The sequence below is a fragment of the Pararhodospirillum oryzae genome (genome assembly GCF_007992075.1).
GTDB lineage: Bacteria > Pseudomonadota > Alphaproteobacteria > Rhodospirillales > Rhodospirillaceae > Pararhodospirillum > Pararhodospirillum oryzae.
In genome coordinates this window covers 47581-63986 of the sequence record NZ_BJZO01000010.1, presented here as the reverse complement: position 1 = coordinate 63986, position 16406 = coordinate 47581, and the positions used below count along the sequence as shown (strand labels likewise).

At 60.3% G+C, this 16406-nt stretch carries 15 protein-coding genes; 1 reads left to right on the top strand and 14 read right to left on the bottom strand.

Features of this window, described 5'->3' with window-relative positions:
- The 7 genes from ROR02_RS16790 to ROR02_RS03155 form a co-directional block, all read right to left on the bottom strand.
- A partial coding sequence (locus tag ROR02_RS16790) for an HNH endonuclease family protein (RefSeq protein ID WP_218032755.1) occupies positions 1 to 206 on the bottom strand: 206 nt, incomplete at its 3' end.
- Positions 207 to 213: 7 nt separating this feature from the next.
- A complete protein-coding gene (locus ROR02_RS03180) occupies positions 214 to 1608 on the bottom strand; it encodes an AAA family ATPase (RefSeq protein ID WP_147162558.1) in 1395 nt (464 codons plus the stop codon).
- 100 nt (positions 1609 to 1708) lie between these two features.
- A complete protein-coding gene (gene infA / locus ROR02_RS03175; RefSeq protein WP_147162557.1) occupies positions 1709 to 1987 on the bottom strand; it encodes a translation initiation factor IF-1 in 279 nt (92 codons plus the stop codon).
- Between the two features lie 80 nt (positions 1988 to 2067).
- Positions 2068 to 2277 (bottom strand): cold-shock protein, encoded by a 210-nt coding sequence (locus tag ROR02_RS03170; protein ID WP_147162556.1) that lies wholly within the window; start codon positions 2275 to 2277, stop codon positions 2068 to 2070.
- A gap of 214 nt (positions 2278 to 2491) precedes the next feature.
- A complete protein-coding gene (locus ROR02_RS03165) occupies positions 2492 to 3517 on the bottom strand; it encodes a DUF6635 family protein (protein WP_246135375.1) in 1026 nt (341 codons plus the stop codon).
- The gene (gene clpB, locus ROR02_RS03160; protein ID WP_147162555.1) at positions 3511 to 6108 is read right to left on the bottom strand and encodes an ATP-dependent chaperone ClpB; all 2598 of its coding nucleotides are present in this window, start codon (positions 6106 to 6108) and stop codon (positions 3511 to 3513) included. Before clpB ends, ROR02_RS03165 begins: the two co-directional genes overlap by 7 nt.
- 148 nt (positions 6109 to 6256) lie before the next feature.
- A complete protein-coding gene (locus ROR02_RS03155; protein ID WP_147162554.1) occupies positions 6257 to 7540 on the bottom strand; it encodes an OmpP1/FadL family transporter in 1284 nt (427 codons plus the stop codon).
- A gap of 355 nt (positions 7541 to 7895) precedes the next feature.
- Here ROR02_RS03155 and ROR02_RS03150 point away from each other — a divergent pair, with 355 nt between their 5' ends.
- On the top strand, positions 7896 to 9572 hold the full coding sequence (locus ROR02_RS03150; RefSeq protein ID WP_147162553.1) for a putative transporter: 1677 nt from the start codon (positions 7896 to 7898) through the stop codon (positions 9570 to 9572).
- 135 nt (positions 9573 to 9707) lie between these two features.
- Here the strand turns inward: ROR02_RS03150 and ROR02_RS03145 are convergent, their stop codons facing one another.
- From ROR02_RS03145 to ROR02_RS03115, 7 genes are all read right to left on the bottom strand, one after another.
- On the bottom strand, positions 9708 to 10706 hold the full coding sequence (locus tag ROR02_RS03145) for a hypothetical protein (protein WP_147162552.1): 999 nt from the start codon (positions 10704 to 10706) through the stop codon (positions 9708 to 9710).
- 40 nt (positions 10707 to 10746) lie between these two features.
- Complete coding sequence (locus ROR02_RS03140; protein ID WP_147162551.1) at positions 10747 to 12291, bottom strand: hypothetical protein; 1545 nt, start codon at positions 12289 to 12291, stop codon at positions 10747 to 10749.
- 163 nt (positions 12292 to 12454) lie between these two features.
- Complete coding sequence (locus tag ROR02_RS03135) at positions 12455 to 13306, bottom strand: IS5 family transposase (protein WP_147162565.1); 852 nt, start codon at positions 13304 to 13306, stop codon at positions 12455 to 12457.
- A gap of 102 nt (positions 13307 to 13408) precedes the next feature.
- Positions 13409 to 13753 carry a glycine zipper domain-containing protein gene (locus ROR02_RS17535; RefSeq protein ID WP_407672566.1) on the bottom strand — a complete coding sequence of 115 codons (345 nt, stop codon included), beginning with the start codon at positions 13751 to 13753 and terminating at the stop codon, positions 13409 to 13411.
- Positions 13754 to 13885: 132 nt separating this feature from the next.
- A complete protein-coding gene (locus ROR02_RS03125) occupies positions 13886 to 14221 on the bottom strand; it encodes a hypothetical protein (protein WP_147162549.1) in 336 nt (111 codons plus the stop codon).
- A 66-nt stretch (positions 14222 to 14287) separates the two neighbouring features.
- Positions 14288 to 15229, bottom strand: a complete 942-nt coding sequence (locus ROR02_RS03120; RefSeq protein ID WP_170244929.1) for a helix-turn-helix transcriptional regulator — start codon at positions 15227 to 15229, stop codon at positions 14288 to 14290.
- A gap of 251 nt (positions 15230 to 15480) precedes the next feature.
- The gene (locus ROR02_RS03115; RefSeq protein WP_170244928.1) at positions 15481 to 16317 is read right to left on the bottom strand and encodes a GGDEF domain-containing protein; all 837 of its coding nucleotides are present in this window, start codon (positions 16315 to 16317) and stop codon (positions 15481 to 15483) included.
- Between the last annotated feature and the right edge of the window lie 89 nt (positions 16318 to 16406).

The following is a 16406-nucleotide window of genomic DNA, read 5'->3' as shown; positions in this document are numbered from 1 at the left end:
TGAGACCCCGCATCCAACGATCCTTCGCAATAGGCGCAAAGAACGACCGGATGGCTTCCGTATCCCGCCAACCCCTGCATGCATTTTAAACTATGGCGCACCTCCTTTTTGCATCTAGAGCCCAGATCCTCCCAGGTCTTGGAACTGCTCTTGTACTGTTCCAGGCATTCGGGCACCGGGGCGCGGGTGCGATCGAGCTTGTGCATGGGGACCTTACCCGCGCTGAGCCGCTTTTCGTTTGAAGGCCTGGAAACGAATCAAGCGATCGGCTTCGAGAACAAGGGGGTGATGAGGGCCATAAAAATCAACAAGTTGATGACGCAAGGCCACTCCTTGGGCGTCCTCGTGCGTGCCTTGTTCAATCATGGCCGTGTAGTTTTCCATCCATGTTGCTTCGGCAACCGGTGGAACCGGATTCACCTGCATGAGGTCGTTCAAGGCCACCGCGCTTTCCATGCCCTTCATTTCCTGATCGGGAAGGCGGGCGAGCCAGGCTCCGCGCGCGTCTTGTTCCAGCAGGCGAATACACTCTCGCCGGACCGTGGTCAAAACCTGCGGGCTGTGGGTGGTGACGATGAACTGAAGGCGGGGAAAGGCTTGGCGCAACGAGGCAAGAATGGTTTGCTGCCATGACGGGTGCAAAAACATGTCCACTTCGTCGATCAGCGCAACCCCCGGCGTTTCGCGCGCGGCCTGGGTTCCCAGATGGGGGTTCAGCTTGTAGGCCCGAAAGGCCAGATCGGCGACCATCGCAATGGCATTGCGCACGCCATCGCTCAGGCGATCCACCTGAAAAATACCGAACGTCTCATGGTGCATGACAAGATGCTGGTTGGCGCTTGCCTTGTACTCCAGGTCATGCCAGCCGGTGGCTTCGCGGACCAACGCATCGACCGCGTTTTTCACCACCTCGATCATGGCGGCAAAATGCCGGCCAGTCGCGCCAAGGGGAACCTGCTGTTCAAGGGCCTGAATCTGTTCCTCGCGGTAGCTCCTGAAGACCCATCCATACCAGGATGAAAACGTCTTGAAGCTGGAGGAATACGACAGGCAATTCAAATACCCAGATGTCCGGGAATAGGTGCTGGTGTCCAGCGCCACGTCTTCCGCCGTCGAGGTAAACCGCCCCTCGTACCAAAGGCGCGATGTCCCAAGATAGGTCATTAGCGGCAAGATCACGGGGTCGTTCCCCGCGCGCACGCGCTCTTCCAGGGTCCTCGCACGCCGGGTCAGAGCCTTGCTCGTGGCATCGCCCAAGGTGTTGGTGCCCGCCTTGACGCGCTCCCGGGTTTGCGTCCATGTCAGCGCCCGGTGTTCCTCGTCCCAGTCACCGCAGGCCTCAACGCGGCAGGGCACCTGCGGCTCCATGTTTCCGCCCGCCTGAAGCGTGAGGCGCACATCGTCGGTCTGGATCGAGGCGCCTTTCCCGCTTTGGCTGCCCAGGTCGAACCCCTTGACGAACGGCCACAGGGCGACCCGGGCGGCATCCAGAACCGTGGTCTTGCCCCCGCCATTAGGCGCGACAAGCACGGTAATCTCGGGATGAAAATCGATCTCCAACCGATCGAAGCATCGGTAGTTGGCAAGCGTCAGAGCATGCAACCGCATGGACTTCCCCTTTTGCTGGGTCGTGCACGGCGCTCATCCCGGAGCCCTTGCAACGCCACGCCCCCGCACGGATATCCTCTGCCCTGGCGCTCCGGTGGGCTTATCGGCGGCGGGGCGGCGGGCGACGGGGGCCGGAGGCGGGGCCCACGGAAAAGCGTTCGTCCTTGTGACGGTAGGTAATGCGCCCCTTGGTCAGGTCATAGGGAGTCATTTCCACGGTCACGCGGTCGCCAACCAGGGAGCGGATCCGGCTCTTGCGCATGCGGCCGGCGGTATAGGCAATGATCTCGTGGCCGTTTTCCAGTGTGACCCGAAAGCGGCCATCGGGAAAGGCTTCGTCGATCTTGCCTTCGAATTCCAGAAATTCTTCCTTGGCCATGCGGTCCTCCCAAAAAAAAAGGGCGGCGGCATGGGAATCATGCCACCACCCATGAAATCGTGCGGAAAAAAGGAAGAGGATCAAAGAGCCCGCAGGTTCTCGGCCGCCGTCTTGCCCTTCCGCGGATCGCGAACCACGTCGAACGTCAGCTTCTGGCCTTCGCGAAGGCTGCCCATGCCCGAGCGCTCGACGGCGGAAATGTGAACGAAAACGTCACCGGAACCATCCTCGGGCTCGATGAAGCCAAAGCCCTTGGTGCTATTGAACCACTTAACGGTACCCACGGTCATGGGGGAGCCTCCTGGGGAGCATTTCCCGATCGGAGTTGCCCGCCGCAGGAGTGCGAACGGGCGTCAAAATCACGTCGGGGAGAGGGTCGGCGAGTGCCAGACGATTGCCCAGAAGTAAAGTCGATCCCTTGAGGATGGCACGATCTCCCGCCGGAGGCAAGCCCAAAAAAGGGCCTTCGCCCTGCCCTCTTCCTCTCCCTGTTTCCTCCCTCCCCTACCGCCCCAGGCTCAGGCGATGCGCGGCCAGGAGAAGGTCAACAAGATCGAACACACGGGCCACGTAGTGGTCGCGTAAACCCAGAGGCCGCGAGGCGGGGCCCAGCAGGTCGCTTTCCAGGGCATCCACCACACGGTGCAAACGGCGCTGGTGCCAGCCCAGGCGGCGTTGCACGGGATCGGTGATCACGCCGGCGAAGGCACCGACCACGGCGGCCGCCCCCATCACCGAGGCCGCCGACGCCGCCAGCACCGCGCCCGGCACCGCCGCCGGGACCAAAGCGTGCCACGCCGCCCCCGCGCCCGAGCCCAGCGGAAAGGTGGCCACGGCCAGCTTCTGGGTGATCAGCCCGGCCAGGGCGCCCGAAAGCCCCCAGGTGCCCGGGGTCACGGCATGGGTGGTGGCAAGCCCGGCCCCCAGGCACAAAAAGGCATTCAGCAATTCGGCCGCCGCCGCCCGGCTGCCCACGTACGACGCCAGTGTGCGGTCGAGGCGGGCGCGAAAGGCCGGGTCGTCCCCCCGTGCCACCACCGGCGCCAGGGCGGCGGCGATCCAGGCCCGCAAGGCGGGATCGGCCAGGATTTCCTCGGCCAGGGCGTCGCGGGTCGCGCGCCGCCCGGGGCCGTCGTCGTAGGGCAGTTCCAGGAAATCGCGAAACAGGCGAAACGTCAGGTCGCGCCCCACGTCGGTGGGCACGATCAAGGTCACCCGCCCCAGCCAGCGCCCGGCCCGGCCGGCCGGAGCCCACAGCCGTCCGCCCTGCCCCAGGGCCCACGCCGAGCCCATCACCGCGACCTGGGGCACCGCCAGCACCGCGTTCAGGGGCGCGCGGGCGATGTCCCAGCCCAGGGCGGCCCGGTGCAGGTCCAGGCTGGCCCCGAAGGTAAAGGTCGCGTCCACGAAAGGCCGCACGCGCATCCGCCGGGCCGACAGATAGCGCCGGGCGGCTGCTTCCACCAGCCAGCGCCCCGCCGCCCGGTCAAGGGCGGGCACGGGCGGGGCGCTGGCCGAGACGTCTACCACGCTGGCGCGTCCAGGGCCTGGCCGTTGACGGTCAGGGCCTCGCCTTCCACCGACACGGCCACGGGATCACCATCCTTCAGGCTGCCTTCCAGCACCATCGTGGCCAGCGGGTTTTCCAGCGCGCGCTGCATCACGCGCTTGAGCGGGCGCGCGCCATACACCGGATCGTAGCCGTGATCGGCCAGCCACAGGCGGGCGGGTCCGTCCACGCTCAGGGTCATCTTGCGGTCCTTCAGGCGCTCGGCCAGGCGCCGGGCCTGGATATCGACGATCCCGGCCATGTGGGCGCGTTGCAGGCGGTGGAACAGCAAGACCTCGTCCAGGCGGTTCAGGAACTCGGGACGGAAGGCCATGCGCACCACCTCCATCACCTCGTCGCGGACCGCCGACGAATCCTGTCCCTCGGGCTGGCCGGCCAGGATGTCGGCTCCCAGGTTGGAGGTCAGCACGATCAAGGTGTTGCGGAAATCGACCGTGCGCCCCTGGCCATCGGTCAGGCGGCCGTCGTCGAGCACCTGCAACAGCACATTGAACACGTCGGGGTGAGCCTTCTCGACCTCGTCGAACAAGATCACCTGGTAGGGCCGCCGGCGCACCGCCTCGGTGAGGGCGCCGCCTTCCTCGTGGCCCACGTAGCCCGGGGGCGCGCCGATCAGACGGGCGACCGCGTGCTTTTCCATGTACTCCGACATGTCAATGCGCACCATCGCCTGTTCGTCGTCGAACAGGAAGGCGGCCAGGGCGCGGGTCAGCTCGGTCTTGCCCACCCCGGTCGGCCCCAGGAACAAGAACGAGCCCATCGGCCGGTTGGGATCGCCCAAGCCGGCACGGGCCCGGCGCACCGCGTTGGCCACGGCCACCACGGCCTCGCGCTGACCGACCACGCGCGCGCCCAGGGCTTCTTCCATCTTCAGCAGCTTGTCGCGCTCGCCGGCCAGCATGCGGTCCACCGGAATGCCGGTCCAGCGCGACACCACCTGAGCGATGGTTTCCTCGCTCACCACCTCGTTGACCAGGCGCCCGCGCCCGGCCTCGTCGGACTCGGCCCGGGCCAGATCGCGGCTCAGCGCGGGAATGATCCCGTATTCCAGTTCACCCGCCCGCGCCCAGTCGGCGGCACGCCGGGCCGCTTCCAGGTCCGAGCGCGCCTGATCCAGGCGCTCCTTGAGGCGGGTGGCGTCGGCCAGCCCTTCCTTTTCGCGCTTCCATTCCGCGAGCAGGGCGGCGGCCCGGGTTTCCAGGTCGGCCAGTTCGCCTTCCAGATCCTTGAGGCGGGCCACCGAGCCCGGATCGCTTTCCTTGCGCAGTGCCTCGCGCTCGATCTTGAGCTGGATCACCCGGCGGTCGAGTTCGTCCAGTTCCTCGGGCTTGCTGTCCACTTCCATGCGCAGGCGGCTGGCGGCCTCGTCCATCAGGTCGATGGCCTTGTCGGGCAGGAAACGATCGGCGATGTAGCGATCCGACAAGGTGGCCGCCGCGACCAGGGCCGAATCCGCGATGCGTACCCCGTGGTGCAGCTCGTACTTTTCCTTGATGCCGCGCAGGATCGAAATGGTGTCGGTCACGGTAGGCTCGGACACGAACACGGGCTGGAACCGCCGGGCCAGGGCCGCGTCCTTTTCCACGTGCTTGCGGTATTCGTCCAAGGTGGTGGCACCCACGCAATGCAGCTCGCCCCGGGCCAGGGCGGGCTTGAGCAGGTTCGAGGCATCCATGGCCCCTTCCGCCGCGCCGGCTCCCACCAGGGTGTGCATCTCGTCGATGAACAAAATGATCTCGCCGTTCTGGGCCGACACCTCGCCCAGCACCGCCTTCAGCCGCTCCTCGAACTCGCCGCGATACTTGGCCCCGGCCACCATGGCGCCGAGGTCGAGCGCCATCAGGCGCTTGTGCTTCAGGCTTTCGGGCACGTCGCCGTTGACGATGCGCAGGGCCAGGCCTTCGATGATCGCGGTCTTGCCCACGCCGGGTTCGCCGATCAGCACCGGGTTATTCTTGGTGCGGCGCGACAGCACCTGAATGGTGCGCCGGATTTCCTCGTCGCGGCCGATCACCGGATCCAGCTTGCCCTCGCCCGCCGCTTCGGTCAGATCGCGGGCGTAGCGCTTGAGGGCGTCGTACTGCCCCTCGGCCGAGGCGGAGTCGGCCTTGCGCCCCTTGCGCAGGGACTCAATGGCGCGGTTCAGGCCCTGCGCGGTGACACCGGCGTCGTCCAGCACCTTGTGCGCGGGCGTTCCTTGCGCCAGGGCCAGGGCCAGCAGCAGGCGTTCCACGGTCACGTAGGCGTCGCCCGCCTTGTCGGCCAGGGTCTGGGCCTGATCGATCACCCGGGCCAGGGCCTGGCCCCAGTACATTTGCGAGGCGCCTTCCACCCGGGGCAGACGGGAAACTTCCTGGTCGATGGCCGTGCGTGCCCGTTCGGCATCGCCGCCCGCCGCCTTGATCAGGCCGGCCGCCATGCCTTCCTTGTCGTCCAGCAACGCCTTCAACAGGTGCTCGGGCGTCACCTGCTGATGGGTTTCGCGCAACGCAATGGTCTGCGCCGCCTGAAGGAACCCCTTGGAGCGATCCGTCAGTTTTTCGATATCCATGATTCATCCGTCCCTCATGGGCCCGGTCAACGGGGCTCCCGCCTTGGGCCGCCCCGGAACCGTCCCGGTTTTGTTGCCCAAATATAGGGAGGCCGGCCCCCTTCCCGCAACGGGGGGACCGGCCCGGATCACACGAATAAAAAACAGCTCAGAACGGGAACGACAGCCCCGCGCTGAAGATGTTCACGTTGCTGTCGTAGGTGCCGCGCAAGGTGCCGCCGGCGGCGGTGGTTTCGTTGATCGACACCGAATCGGCGAACAGGTGGGCGTACCCGGCGTTGACCTTGATCCCCCCCTCGGTTTCGTAGGAATAACCCAGGGCCACCCAATAGCGATCGCTGTCGGGAATGCGGGCGGTGCGGTATTTATCGTAAACCGGGGCCTGGTCGTAGGCGGCGCCGAAGCGCACCTTGTGGTTCTTCTTCTCGCCCAAAGCCACTTCGGTGCCCAGCGAGAAGAACCAGGTGTCATGCCACTTTTCAGTGGTCACGCTGGCGTCGCGGCCGTCTTCGTACTTGATGCGCAGTTCGTCGAACGTCGACCAGTTGGTCCAGGCGATATCCGACATCACCGCCCACCCGGGCATGATTTCGTGATACAGGCCCAGCGAGACGGTATCGGGGGTCGTCAGGTCCGCCGTCACCTCGCCATTGCGCAAGGTCGGCACCAGGGCGGACACGGCGGCCGGCACCCGGTACTTGGCGTCGCCTTGCAAGGTGTAGCTCATCTGCGAACGCCAGTTGAGGCCGGCGCGGGTAGTGGGCGTGAACTCGTAAAGCAGGCCCAGGTCGACACCGGCGCTCACGTCGTGGCCCTTGACCGTGACCCGGCCATCGGACATCCCCAGGGCCGACAGGTTCAGGGCCTGCGACAAGGTGGCTTCGGTGTAGGCAACCTGGACGCCGCCGCCCACCGACAGCTTGTCGTTCACCCGGTAGGCAATGGACGGGGTCAGGTTCAGGTTGGTGACGCTGCTTTCAAGGGCGTGGTAGCGGCCCACCCAGTCCTTTTCGTACTGGGAACGCAACCCGAACGGGGCGGTCAGTCCCAGGCCGAAGCGCAGGTCCGGCCTGGCATCCCACATCAGGAAGGCCGAACCGACCATGGCATCCTCGATCGCGTCGCCGCCCTGAACGCCGGTGGTGGCCACGCCGCCCCGGCTGGCCGAACCGCTGAACTGGGCCGAGGGGGAAATCCACGTCGACGAGCCCCCCGACTGGCTGCCATTCAGGCGCGTCATGCCCGCCGGGTTGTAGAAAATCGTTGAAAGGGTGTCGGCCCGCGCCGTCGATCCGGCAAAGGCGGTGCCCAGCCCTTCCGCGCTTTGCTCGCGCAACTGAAAACCCGAGGCCTGCGCCTCGCCGCCCGGAATCAACCCCACGGCGATGGCCAGGGCGCCCGCCCCAAGCCCCTGATAGCCCACTTTTTTCATGAACATTCCTCTCCCACGCTCGGCCGTCCTGGCCTTTAATCACCCTATTATCCGCACTGCCATACAACCCTTCTTAACATTGTTGGAAGTGACACGAAACGGACATAATCCGCCTGTCCGACCAAAGGTCGGACAGTCACGCCACCATCACCTGACAGGCGAGCCGTTGTAGGGTACACCGGGATCGCCAAAGGACGAGCATCACACGCAAATCGAGAATAACACCCAAAATCATCTGCAACTATTGCTCCCTCTTGCGCTCCCACCACCCGGCGCGCTGTTGTGTCGGCTCGTCCATGGGAGGATCTGGTCCCCTCCCATGGCTCCCATCTCCTTCGTGTATCGAGGAGGGCTCATGCTCGACCTGTTCAACGGTCTTCCCGAAATCGCCCGCCTGATGATCACGCTCAGCGTCATCGCGGTGGCCGGCCTTGGTCTTGGACAAATCCGCGTGAAGGGGATCGGTCTGGGCATCGGGGGCGTGCTGTTCGCGGGCCTTGGCGTTGGCCACCTGGCGGCCACGGCCGGCGTTGGGTTCAGCGCCCCGGTCCTGGGCTTCGTGCGCGAGTTCGGATTAATTTTGTTTGTGTACACCATCGGCGTGCAGGTCGGCCCCGGCTTCGTGGCCGCCTTTCGCCGCGAGGGCCTGGGCCTCAACCTGATGGCCGTGGCCATCGTCGTTCTGGGCGCGCTGACCACCGTGGTCTTGCACCTAGCCACCGGCTTTTCCCTGCCGGCCCTGCTGGGCGTGTTCTCGGGCGCGGTCACCAACACGCCGGCCCTGGGCGCGACCCAGGAAATCCTGGCCGGGGTCCATGCCACCGCCGAGCAGCAGATGCTGCCCAGCCTGGGCTATGCCGTGGCGTATCCCTTCGGCATCGCGGGCATTTTGATTGCGATGATCCTGGTTCGTGTTGTCCTGCGCCTGGACACGAACCGGGAAGCCGAGGCGTTCGAGCGCCAGCGTCAGGCGGAAAACGCGGCCCTGGAAACCATGGACGTGGCCATCCGCAACGCCAACCTGGATGGCGCCACCTTGCACGAGATCGGGCTGGCCGGCGAAGGGGGCGTGATGGCCTCGCGCCTGCTGCGCAACGATCACCTGGAGGTGCCCCACCCCGGCACCCGCATCCAGACGGGCGACGTGCTCCACCTGGTCGGGCCCCGCCCCGAGCTCGACCGCCTGAAGCTGTTCCTGGGCCAGGAGATTGCCACGCCGGTGACCACCAAGGGCACGGATGTGCGCTGGGAACGGCTGGTGGTGACCAACGACACCGTGCTGGGCAAATCGATTGGCCAGTTGAACCTGGCCGACGCCTACGACGTGGTGGTCAGTCGGGTGAACCGGGCCGGCATCGAACTGGTGCCCCACCCGGCCCTGGCCTTGCAGTTTGGCGACATCTTGAACGTGATCGGCAAGCCCGAGAACCTGGCCCGCGCCACCACCGTTCTGGGCAACTCGCACCGGCGCTTGCAGCAGGCTGATTTCGCGCCGGTGTTCATTGGCATCCTGCTTGGCGTGATCGTGGGCTCGATTCCGCTGTTCCTGCCCGGCATGCCGGCCCCCCTCAAGCTGGGGCTGGCGGGCGGGCCCTTGATCGTCGCCATCGTTTTGTCGCGGATCGGGCGGATTGGCCCCCTGGTCTGGTTCATGCCCCCGGCCGCCAACCTTGCCTTGCGCGAGGTCGGCATTGTCTTGTTCCTGGCCGTGGTCGGCCTGACCTCGGGGGGGCATTTCCTGGATACCCTGGTCAATGGCGACGGGCTGGCCTGGATGGCCTGCGGGGTCGTCATCACCCTGGTGCCGTTGCTGGTGGTGGGCTTTTTCGCGCGGCTGGTCGGGAAGCTGAACTACCTGAGCGTATGCGGCCTGCTGGCGGGCAGCATGACCGACCCCCCGGCACTCGCCTTCGCCAACGCGCTCAGCCCCTCGGAAGCCCCGGCCCTGTCCTACGCCGCCGTCTACCCCCTGGTCATGTGCCTGCGCATCCTGGTCCCCCAGATCCTCGTCCTGGCTCTGTGGCCGGGCTGAGGAGGCTTCTCTTGGAGATTCTTACGCCTCTCTCTCCCCAGGGGGGAGAGAGAGGCCAACCAAAAAGGAGCGCACCTCCGAATCTATAATTTGCACAAAAAACGGTATACTATAACACATCCACACCACAAAGGTTCATTTCTCCAAGCACTCTTTGACACCATTAAAATTAAAAAGGACACCTTCGGCTAGAGAACCATCTTCGCTCAGGATTGGGGTATCGATAACCAGTTTAGTCAATTGAGCATATTTGACTGCCATAAAAATAGAATCTTTCGCGCCATTCGGATACGTCGAATAATCAACACCAAAAATCTTCGTTAATTCGCGTAATGCAACGTTTGAATCATAAAGTCTCGACCTCAAATCCTCAAGAAGCTTCCATCCAACATCGGTAACTTCCAAAATAGCCTTAAGCTTTTCCAAAACAACCTTGACTTCAGCCTCGAAGGTTCTTGCTTTCTCCAGATTAGCACGCGCTTCGTCAAGCTTTTTCGACGCTTGAGCCCCCAGAATGCTACCAAGCACAAGAAGCGCCGGACCCGCAACCAAGCTGCCGAGGACCAGAGTCCCTCCGGCGATGCCGTAACCTCCAGCAGCAAGCGTACCGCCTCCCAGCCAAGCGAGAGTGGCGTTCGTAGCAGCAGCGCCGCTAAGAGTGCCGATCGCTGTTCCAGTGCCAGCGGATGCCAACATCATCGTGCCGCCATAGGCACCAAACGCTGTGATCGCTCCGGCGCCTGCGCCCGCAGCCGCACTCACCGCAAAATCATCAGCAAACGAACACGAATGCTTGAGAGACTGAAGAGATACTTCCGTGAAATCCCCGACGTTAAGACGCTCCAACTCAGGGCTATGTTCAATTGAAACATTTTTCAAGCGGGAAAAAATTGATATAAAATCCCTAATTTCTTTGTCAATTATGCTTAATTTCTTTTCACCATAACTTTTAAGACCATAATTACAGGCGTTTCGCCCACTATCACGCGCCTCCTCTGCATTCTTTACTAATTCTTCCGCATTGTTATTAATTTCATCTGCGTCACTGTTGTTTACGGCAGCTTCAATGGTCTTACCCACACCAAACAACCCGCCTAACACTGTAGGAATAAGAACAATCAGTGGAAAGGGCATGACATACCTCCCAAGTTGCAGTTTTATAGAGAATTCATAGTCAAAGGACCAAATCTCCATCCGTGGTCATAAAAACGTCGAATTCATTTTTGTTTGCGAATTGTAAATTCTTGCCCATGCACGCGGCCAGATCACCCGCAACTAAGGCAAAATCATCCATCCTCCCATCCCCGGCGGCAGCATCCATTTTTGAAATGCACTCTGTCAGTTCGCTTCTTCCTTTCTCAAGCCACGCCACAAACGACGCCCGAAATTGAAGGCGATAGGCCTCCATGCTCGCACGGGCTTCCTCGCAAAGAGCCTTGGTACGGAGATATTCCGCGCGTGCGACTTTCGCCTCTTTGAAAGCGGTAAGAGAAACGCCGTAAAGCATTGAACTAAGAGTATAGCCGACCATACCCCCGATGAGGCCGCCGACGACAGGGATCGGTATGGCAATCTGCCCAAGAGTGGCACCAAGACCACCAGCCAACATCCCACTGCCCTTTTCACCAATCACTTCCAGGAATTCGACTCCGTCTATTTCTCCTCTTGCATAACGAGCCACAGCATCTGCCAATTCCAGACAAATTGCCACTACCATAGAAGGAAGAGACGTCTTTGAAAGAGCTCTCACGCATTTTATACTAGATTGCTGCATCAAACCTTTCACCACCGATCCTGCAAATGCGGTTCCATACCCAACGGCTGCTGCTTTTCCGGCGCCTACGGCAGTATCCAAAAGAGCCTGCTTCAATTCCTTATCGTCCTGACATACGGCGATCATGTTCGTTACCATCGAGATCGCACCGCCAATCACGACGCCACATTTAGCCCCTTCAACCCCAGCCCCATGGCTGGTTTTTCCAATATCCATAGCCGTGGCGAGCGCCGGATGCTCTTTGTAAAAGCGTGCCTGTTTGGTTGTAATACCGCTATCGCGGATATTTCCCCGCACTTTCTCGTAATTCTCTGCTTCCGTGCGCTTACGGTTCGCAAGTTCTGTGTCTCCTTTGGCTTCCAATACGTCAGCTTGCTGACGTAACACTTGTGACTGCTTCGTACAGTGTTCCCGAGCCTTTTCAACTTGATCAGTCGGGAGGTCAAGTTTCGCTTCTAGGTACCTCGATAAATCATTCCCACCTCCATCGCGACCTTTGGCAATTTTATCCAAAAGACGGTCGCTATTTTTAACAAATTTCATTTGAGAACCAGAACCAGGAACAACAAAACCATTACTATCAATTTCTACATGATCATATACCGGATGGTTATTGCCAAATTCAACAGGCATATCATCCGTCCTAATAAACCTATTTTCATTTCCTTTTATAATATTATCTGCATTTCTATTTGCAGTTACAGCAACTTCCGCAGAAAATCCCGCTTGCTGACAAGCAGCTATTTCATTTGGAGTAGAGTAATTATTTATTTTTTTATGGCAACGACTCAAATTTTTTCCTAATTCATTATCAATTCCTGTGTAGGCTTTTACATACTCGGCGCTGGCACTTCCATATCTATTTACTGTTTCAACGCTGGCCGATCCGATCGCGACATTTCGTATTAATGACGCTTTTTCTTCTTTTTTTGTCTCATCAACCATAATTAACACCTCATTAGCTGAAAAACACAAATACCGGTAAAATCACCAAAGCAATTTTTTTGGTACGCAAAAAATAGAAAGATACAAGTTTTTCATCGCATAAAAATTATCCATTTTCTTATACAAAAATTAAAGAGGGCGACCCGCATTTTTAGAGCTTGGCTCATAATCGGATAGGTAGAATTATTGCCTTTCCTTTCCTTTCCTGTCTCCTGGTGATGAGTTTGATACTGGCAGCGAAAATCCAAGCCATAGCGGTGTCGGCTCTTTTTTCGAAGTCCTTTGCAAGGCGCCGATTCCGGCCCAGCCAAGCGAAAGTCCGTTCCACGACCCAGCGCTTGGGCAGAACAACGAAGCCCTGGGCGGTATCGGATCGTTTGATGATCTCCACGGTCCACTCGCCGATGGCGGCCAGAGAGGTCTTCAGCTTGTCTCCCGCATAGCCGCCATCGGCAAAGACATGACGCAACCACGGGAACGCGGTACGGATCGAGGCCAGCACCAGAGGAGCACTATCGCGGTCTTGGATATCGGTGCCATGAACGACGACACCGACGAGTAACCCATTGGTATCCGTGACAATATGACGTTTGCGACCCTTCACTTTCTTGCCTGCGTCATGTCTTCGCACGCTACCGGCCTCCGTGGTCCTGACCGACTGGCTGTCGATCACCCCGGCGCCGGGACTGGCCTCCCGGCCCATCTCTTCACGGGCGCGCATCAGCAAAAGACGGTTGATCTGCTTCCATGTCCCATCGCGACACCACGTGTAAAAATAACGCTGCACCGTCGAGCGTGGCGGAAAGCTGTCTGGCAACATCCGCCATTGACAGCCAGATTCCAGCACATAAAAAATCGCTTCCACCACCGACTGCAGCTCCACCCGACGAGGCCGCCCCCGGGATGATGGACCGGGGAGGATCGGACCGAGAACCTCCCACTCTTTGCTCATTAGAACACTCGCATACGTCAGCTTATCCCGCCGATACTGCCCACGGGTGATGTCAGTCCACATATCCTTGAGATCCATTCAGGTCTTCGCAAATCGAATGCATCACAAGCGACTGAAATCACCCAACTTATTCATGGGCCAAACCCTAAAAAATATTCCAGATTATCACTTCATCATACACCCACATTTTTTGCATTTGATTACATTTTCAGTTTCCGCATCATCCAATGCCTCACCAATTAACCCTCCAATAAGCCCTCCGATGAGAGTGCCAACCAAGGTCCCAACTCCTGGAACAGGAATAAGTGTCCCCAGAGCAGCACCGACACCCGCTCCTCGTACCGGACCCCACTTTTCACTCACCACGTGTCCTATGGCGGCCCCGGCGGCGGCCCCGGCGGCGGCCCCGACGCCGGTTTCGACGACTACTTTATTCTCCGCACCACACTCTGGACATATTAGCGTTTTTGAAGACGTTCCCTGTGAAACAGGGATTGTAGGCGGCGTCATGATTGACATACCCAAACCCTCCGAATTACACTTTCGAACCACAAGGGAAATCAGCTTTACACAAACACTAAAATAAACAACCTTTAACTCGGTTGAGTTGCGAAGGATTAATCTCACGGCACAATAATTATATTATCCAGATATTTCACCTCCACATTTGTTGCACCGAAAATTTCCCTTTGCTTCATCTAGTTGCTCTCCTAACTTATTCCCTGCGGCACCCCCAGCCGCACCACCAACCAGCGCCCCCAAAAGCCCCCCCAGAATACCGCCGAATACGGTACCGACAACCGGGACAACCGAACCGATGCTGGCTCCAAGAGCAGCGCCGCCAGTTGCAGCTCCGTAGCCGGCCGCCGCCCCAATTCCGGTACCGGCAAGTGTGCCAACTTTCTTTCCCGTTTTCTCTAGAACCATATATTCGGAAGTACCGCATTTAGGGCATTTTGGCTTTTCAACGTCAGACATCGTCGATCTCCGTACATATAAGCAACACATTTCAAATAATAAAAAAAACGGTCAAAAAGAGCAAAACTATCCCCCTTCGATGCGGGCCAGCCCGCCGAAGCTCCATACCCAGGCGTTCAGCTCCTTTTCGCTGGTGGTGCTGAGTGACAGGACGAGGCTGCCGTCTTCGTGCTCTTCGATATTCTGGTCGCTGCTCCACTTGCGATCGCGGACGTAGTCGGCCGCGCTGGGGGCGACATGGATCCGAACCCACCTTGGTTCGTGCCAGTTCAAGCCGAAGGCGCTGTCTTCAAGATCGGCGGCATCGAAGGTAAAGTATTCGCCGGTTGGCCTGACTTCGGTAAGGCGGTGAACCGAAAAGGTGGTGGGGCGATCCTTCAGGAGCGATCCCTCGGCAAGGCGGTAGCCTTGCACATACAACGTGCCGCTCATGGCAAGCAGCCGGCCCGGGGCGTGGCGGTAGAGCCTTGGGATTGAGCCACCGGCCGGGTGATAGCCGATCTCGCAGACCTGACGCTTGGCAATGGCTTGGCGCAACGTGCCCAGAAGGGGCAGATGGTCGGTGTAGTCGATGTATCCCTTGGGCCGGAAGCTGAGGGGCGCCCCGTTGCCCGCCATGCGATTGGGTTCACCCAGGTGCAGGGCCAGGGTTGTCATGCTTTGGTGAATGCGATCGGCCACGCTTGAAGGAAGGAAGCGACCGGCAAGGTCCCGACACAGGGCCAGGTACTCCAGCTCCTCGAATGAGAACCCCAGTGTTTTTTCCTGGCTTTTCGACTTCAAGCAATAATAGAGACGCCGATCCTCCTTTCCCCTTAAAATTTCGACATCCGCCCCAAGATGAAATTCGATAACGCCAATCAGCCGCGACACGGTTTGCGAAGAGCAATCAAGATCGCGGGCAAGATCAGCCTGAAACAGTTTCTTGCCTGCAAGAAGCGTGAGCCGCTGGTACAAGACCAGGAGCTTGTCGCGCCCCGTTGCACGATCGTTTCTTTTTTTGCCCATCGCTTCCTTGCCCCTGACGACGCTGCGCCTTGGATACTGGAAACAACTAGAGTCCAATTTTAAACAAGAACCTGGCGAATAACAATAGGGATTGCTCATCGTGCCTGGCGAAATCCATAGGTGCTGAAGTTTCGACTCGGAAAGAAATTTTGCCGGTTCTCGACGGCCCCGTGAAATCCCGTCTGAGAAGGCGAAACGCTTCCTGGTTTTTCTCTCCTGACGCTTCCCTCCGGCTTCGGAAGAAAGCGGCTCTATGGCGCCGAAGACCGCAGGATCGGGCGATATCCCCCCAGATAGTGACGGCCCTTGGAAAAAATCGGTTCACCCCCCTGCCCCGGCCGGCCCACCACGATCTCGGGACGGGCGGCCTTGCGATGCGCGGCATCACGCGTGCCGTCGGGGCGCCCTCGCCGTTTTTCCTGGTACATGGCCATGTCGGCGGATCGAAGAAGCGTGTCCGCCTGATCCCCGTGGTCCGGGAAACGAGCCGTGCCCACGCTGATCGAGACACGATGCGCCCTGCCGTCGATTTCGAGGGGATCGTGAAAGCCGGCCAGAAGCCGTTGGGCCAGATCTTCCAGCCCATGGTCCGTGTCGGATTCGACGACAACCGCGAATTCGTCGCCCCCCAGACGGGCCACGAGGTCGGCCCGGCGCAACAGCTGACCCAGCCGGGCGGCCACGCCTTGCAACACCGCGTCTCCGAAAGCGTGGCCATGCGTGTCGTTGGCGATCTTGAAGTCGTTCAAATCAATAAACGCGACTCCAAGACGCTTGCCCGCCCGTCGAGCGCGTTCCAGGGCGGCTTCGAAATGCGTATCGAAGGCACGCCGGTTCAACAAACCGGTCAACGGGTCGCGCAGGACCGCGTCGGAAAGGATTTCCTCCACCCGCCGCCGGCGCCGTTCCTCGACCGACAGAACAAGCTTGAGGGCCAGCGCAACCCCGCTCACGTAAACCCCATCGATGAACAGATCGATCGGGAAGAATCCGGAAGCGAACAATCCGGCGCACAGAAGGTCCGTCACCCCGATCCACATCAGGGAACCGACCAGGAAAACCAGGGAAATCTTGCTTGAACAGGACATTGTGCCCCCTCGACCCAACCGCTCTTGCAGCGCTTTCGCTCCGGGCATCGCAGCGATGGGTCGAACCGTACCCCGTCATCCCCCCACAT

What these genes read in the sequence shown, in the direction of transcription:
- ROR02_RS03180 (WP_147162558.1), bottom strand. Translation starts at nt 1,608, where the DNA reads ATGCGGTTGCATGCTCTGACGCTTGCCAACTACCGATGCTTCGATCGG.
- infA (WP_147162557.1), bottom strand. Translation starts at nt 1,987, where the DNA reads ATGGCCAAGGAAGAATTTCTGGAATTCGAAGGCAAGATCGACGAAGCC.
- ROR02_RS03170 (WP_147162556.1), bottom strand. Translation starts at nt 2,277, where the DNA reads ATGACCGTGGGTACCGTTAAGTGGTTCAATAGCACCAAGGGCTTTGGC.
- clpB (WP_147162555.1), bottom strand. Translation starts at nt 6,108, where the DNA reads ATGGATATCGAAAAACTGACGGATCGCTCCAAGGGGTTCCTTCAGGCG.
- ROR02_RS03155 (WP_147162554.1), bottom strand. Translation starts at nt 7,540, where the DNA reads ATGAAAAAAGTGGGCTATCAGGGGCTTGGGGCGGGCGCCCTGGCCATC.
- ROR02_RS03150 (WP_147162553.1), top strand. Translation starts at nt 7,896, where the DNA reads ATGCTCGACCTGTTCAACGGTCTTCCCGAAATCGCCCGCCTGATGATC.
- ROR02_RS03145 (WP_147162552.1), bottom strand. Translation starts at nt 10,706, where the DNA reads ATGCCCTTTCCACTGATTGTTCTTATTCCTACAGTGTTAGGCGGGTTG.
- ROR02_RS03140 (WP_147162551.1), bottom strand. Translation starts at nt 12,291, where the DNA reads ATGGTTGATGAGACAAAAAAAGAAGAAAAAGCGTCATTAATACGAAAT.
- ROR02_RS03135 (WP_147162565.1), bottom strand. Translation starts at nt 13,306, where the DNA reads ATGTGGACTGACATCACCCGTGGGCAGTATCGGCGGGATAAGCTGACG.
- ROR02_RS17535 (WP_407672566.1), bottom strand. Translation starts at nt 13,753, where the DNA reads ATGACGCCGCCTACAATCCCTGTTTCACAGGGAACGTCTTCAAAAACG.
- ROR02_RS03125 (WP_147162549.1), bottom strand. Translation starts at nt 14,221, where the DNA reads ATGTCTGACGTTGAAAAGCCAAAATGCCCTAAATGCGGTACTTCCGAA.
- ROR02_RS03120 (WP_170244929.1), bottom strand. Translation starts at nt 15,229, where the DNA reads ATGGGCAAAAAAAGAAACGATCGTGCAACGGGGCGCGACAAGCTCCTG.
- ROR02_RS03115 (WP_170244928.1), bottom strand. Translation starts at nt 16,317, where the DNA reads ATGTCCTGTTCAAGCAAGATTTCCCTGGTTTTCCTGGTCGGTTCCCTG.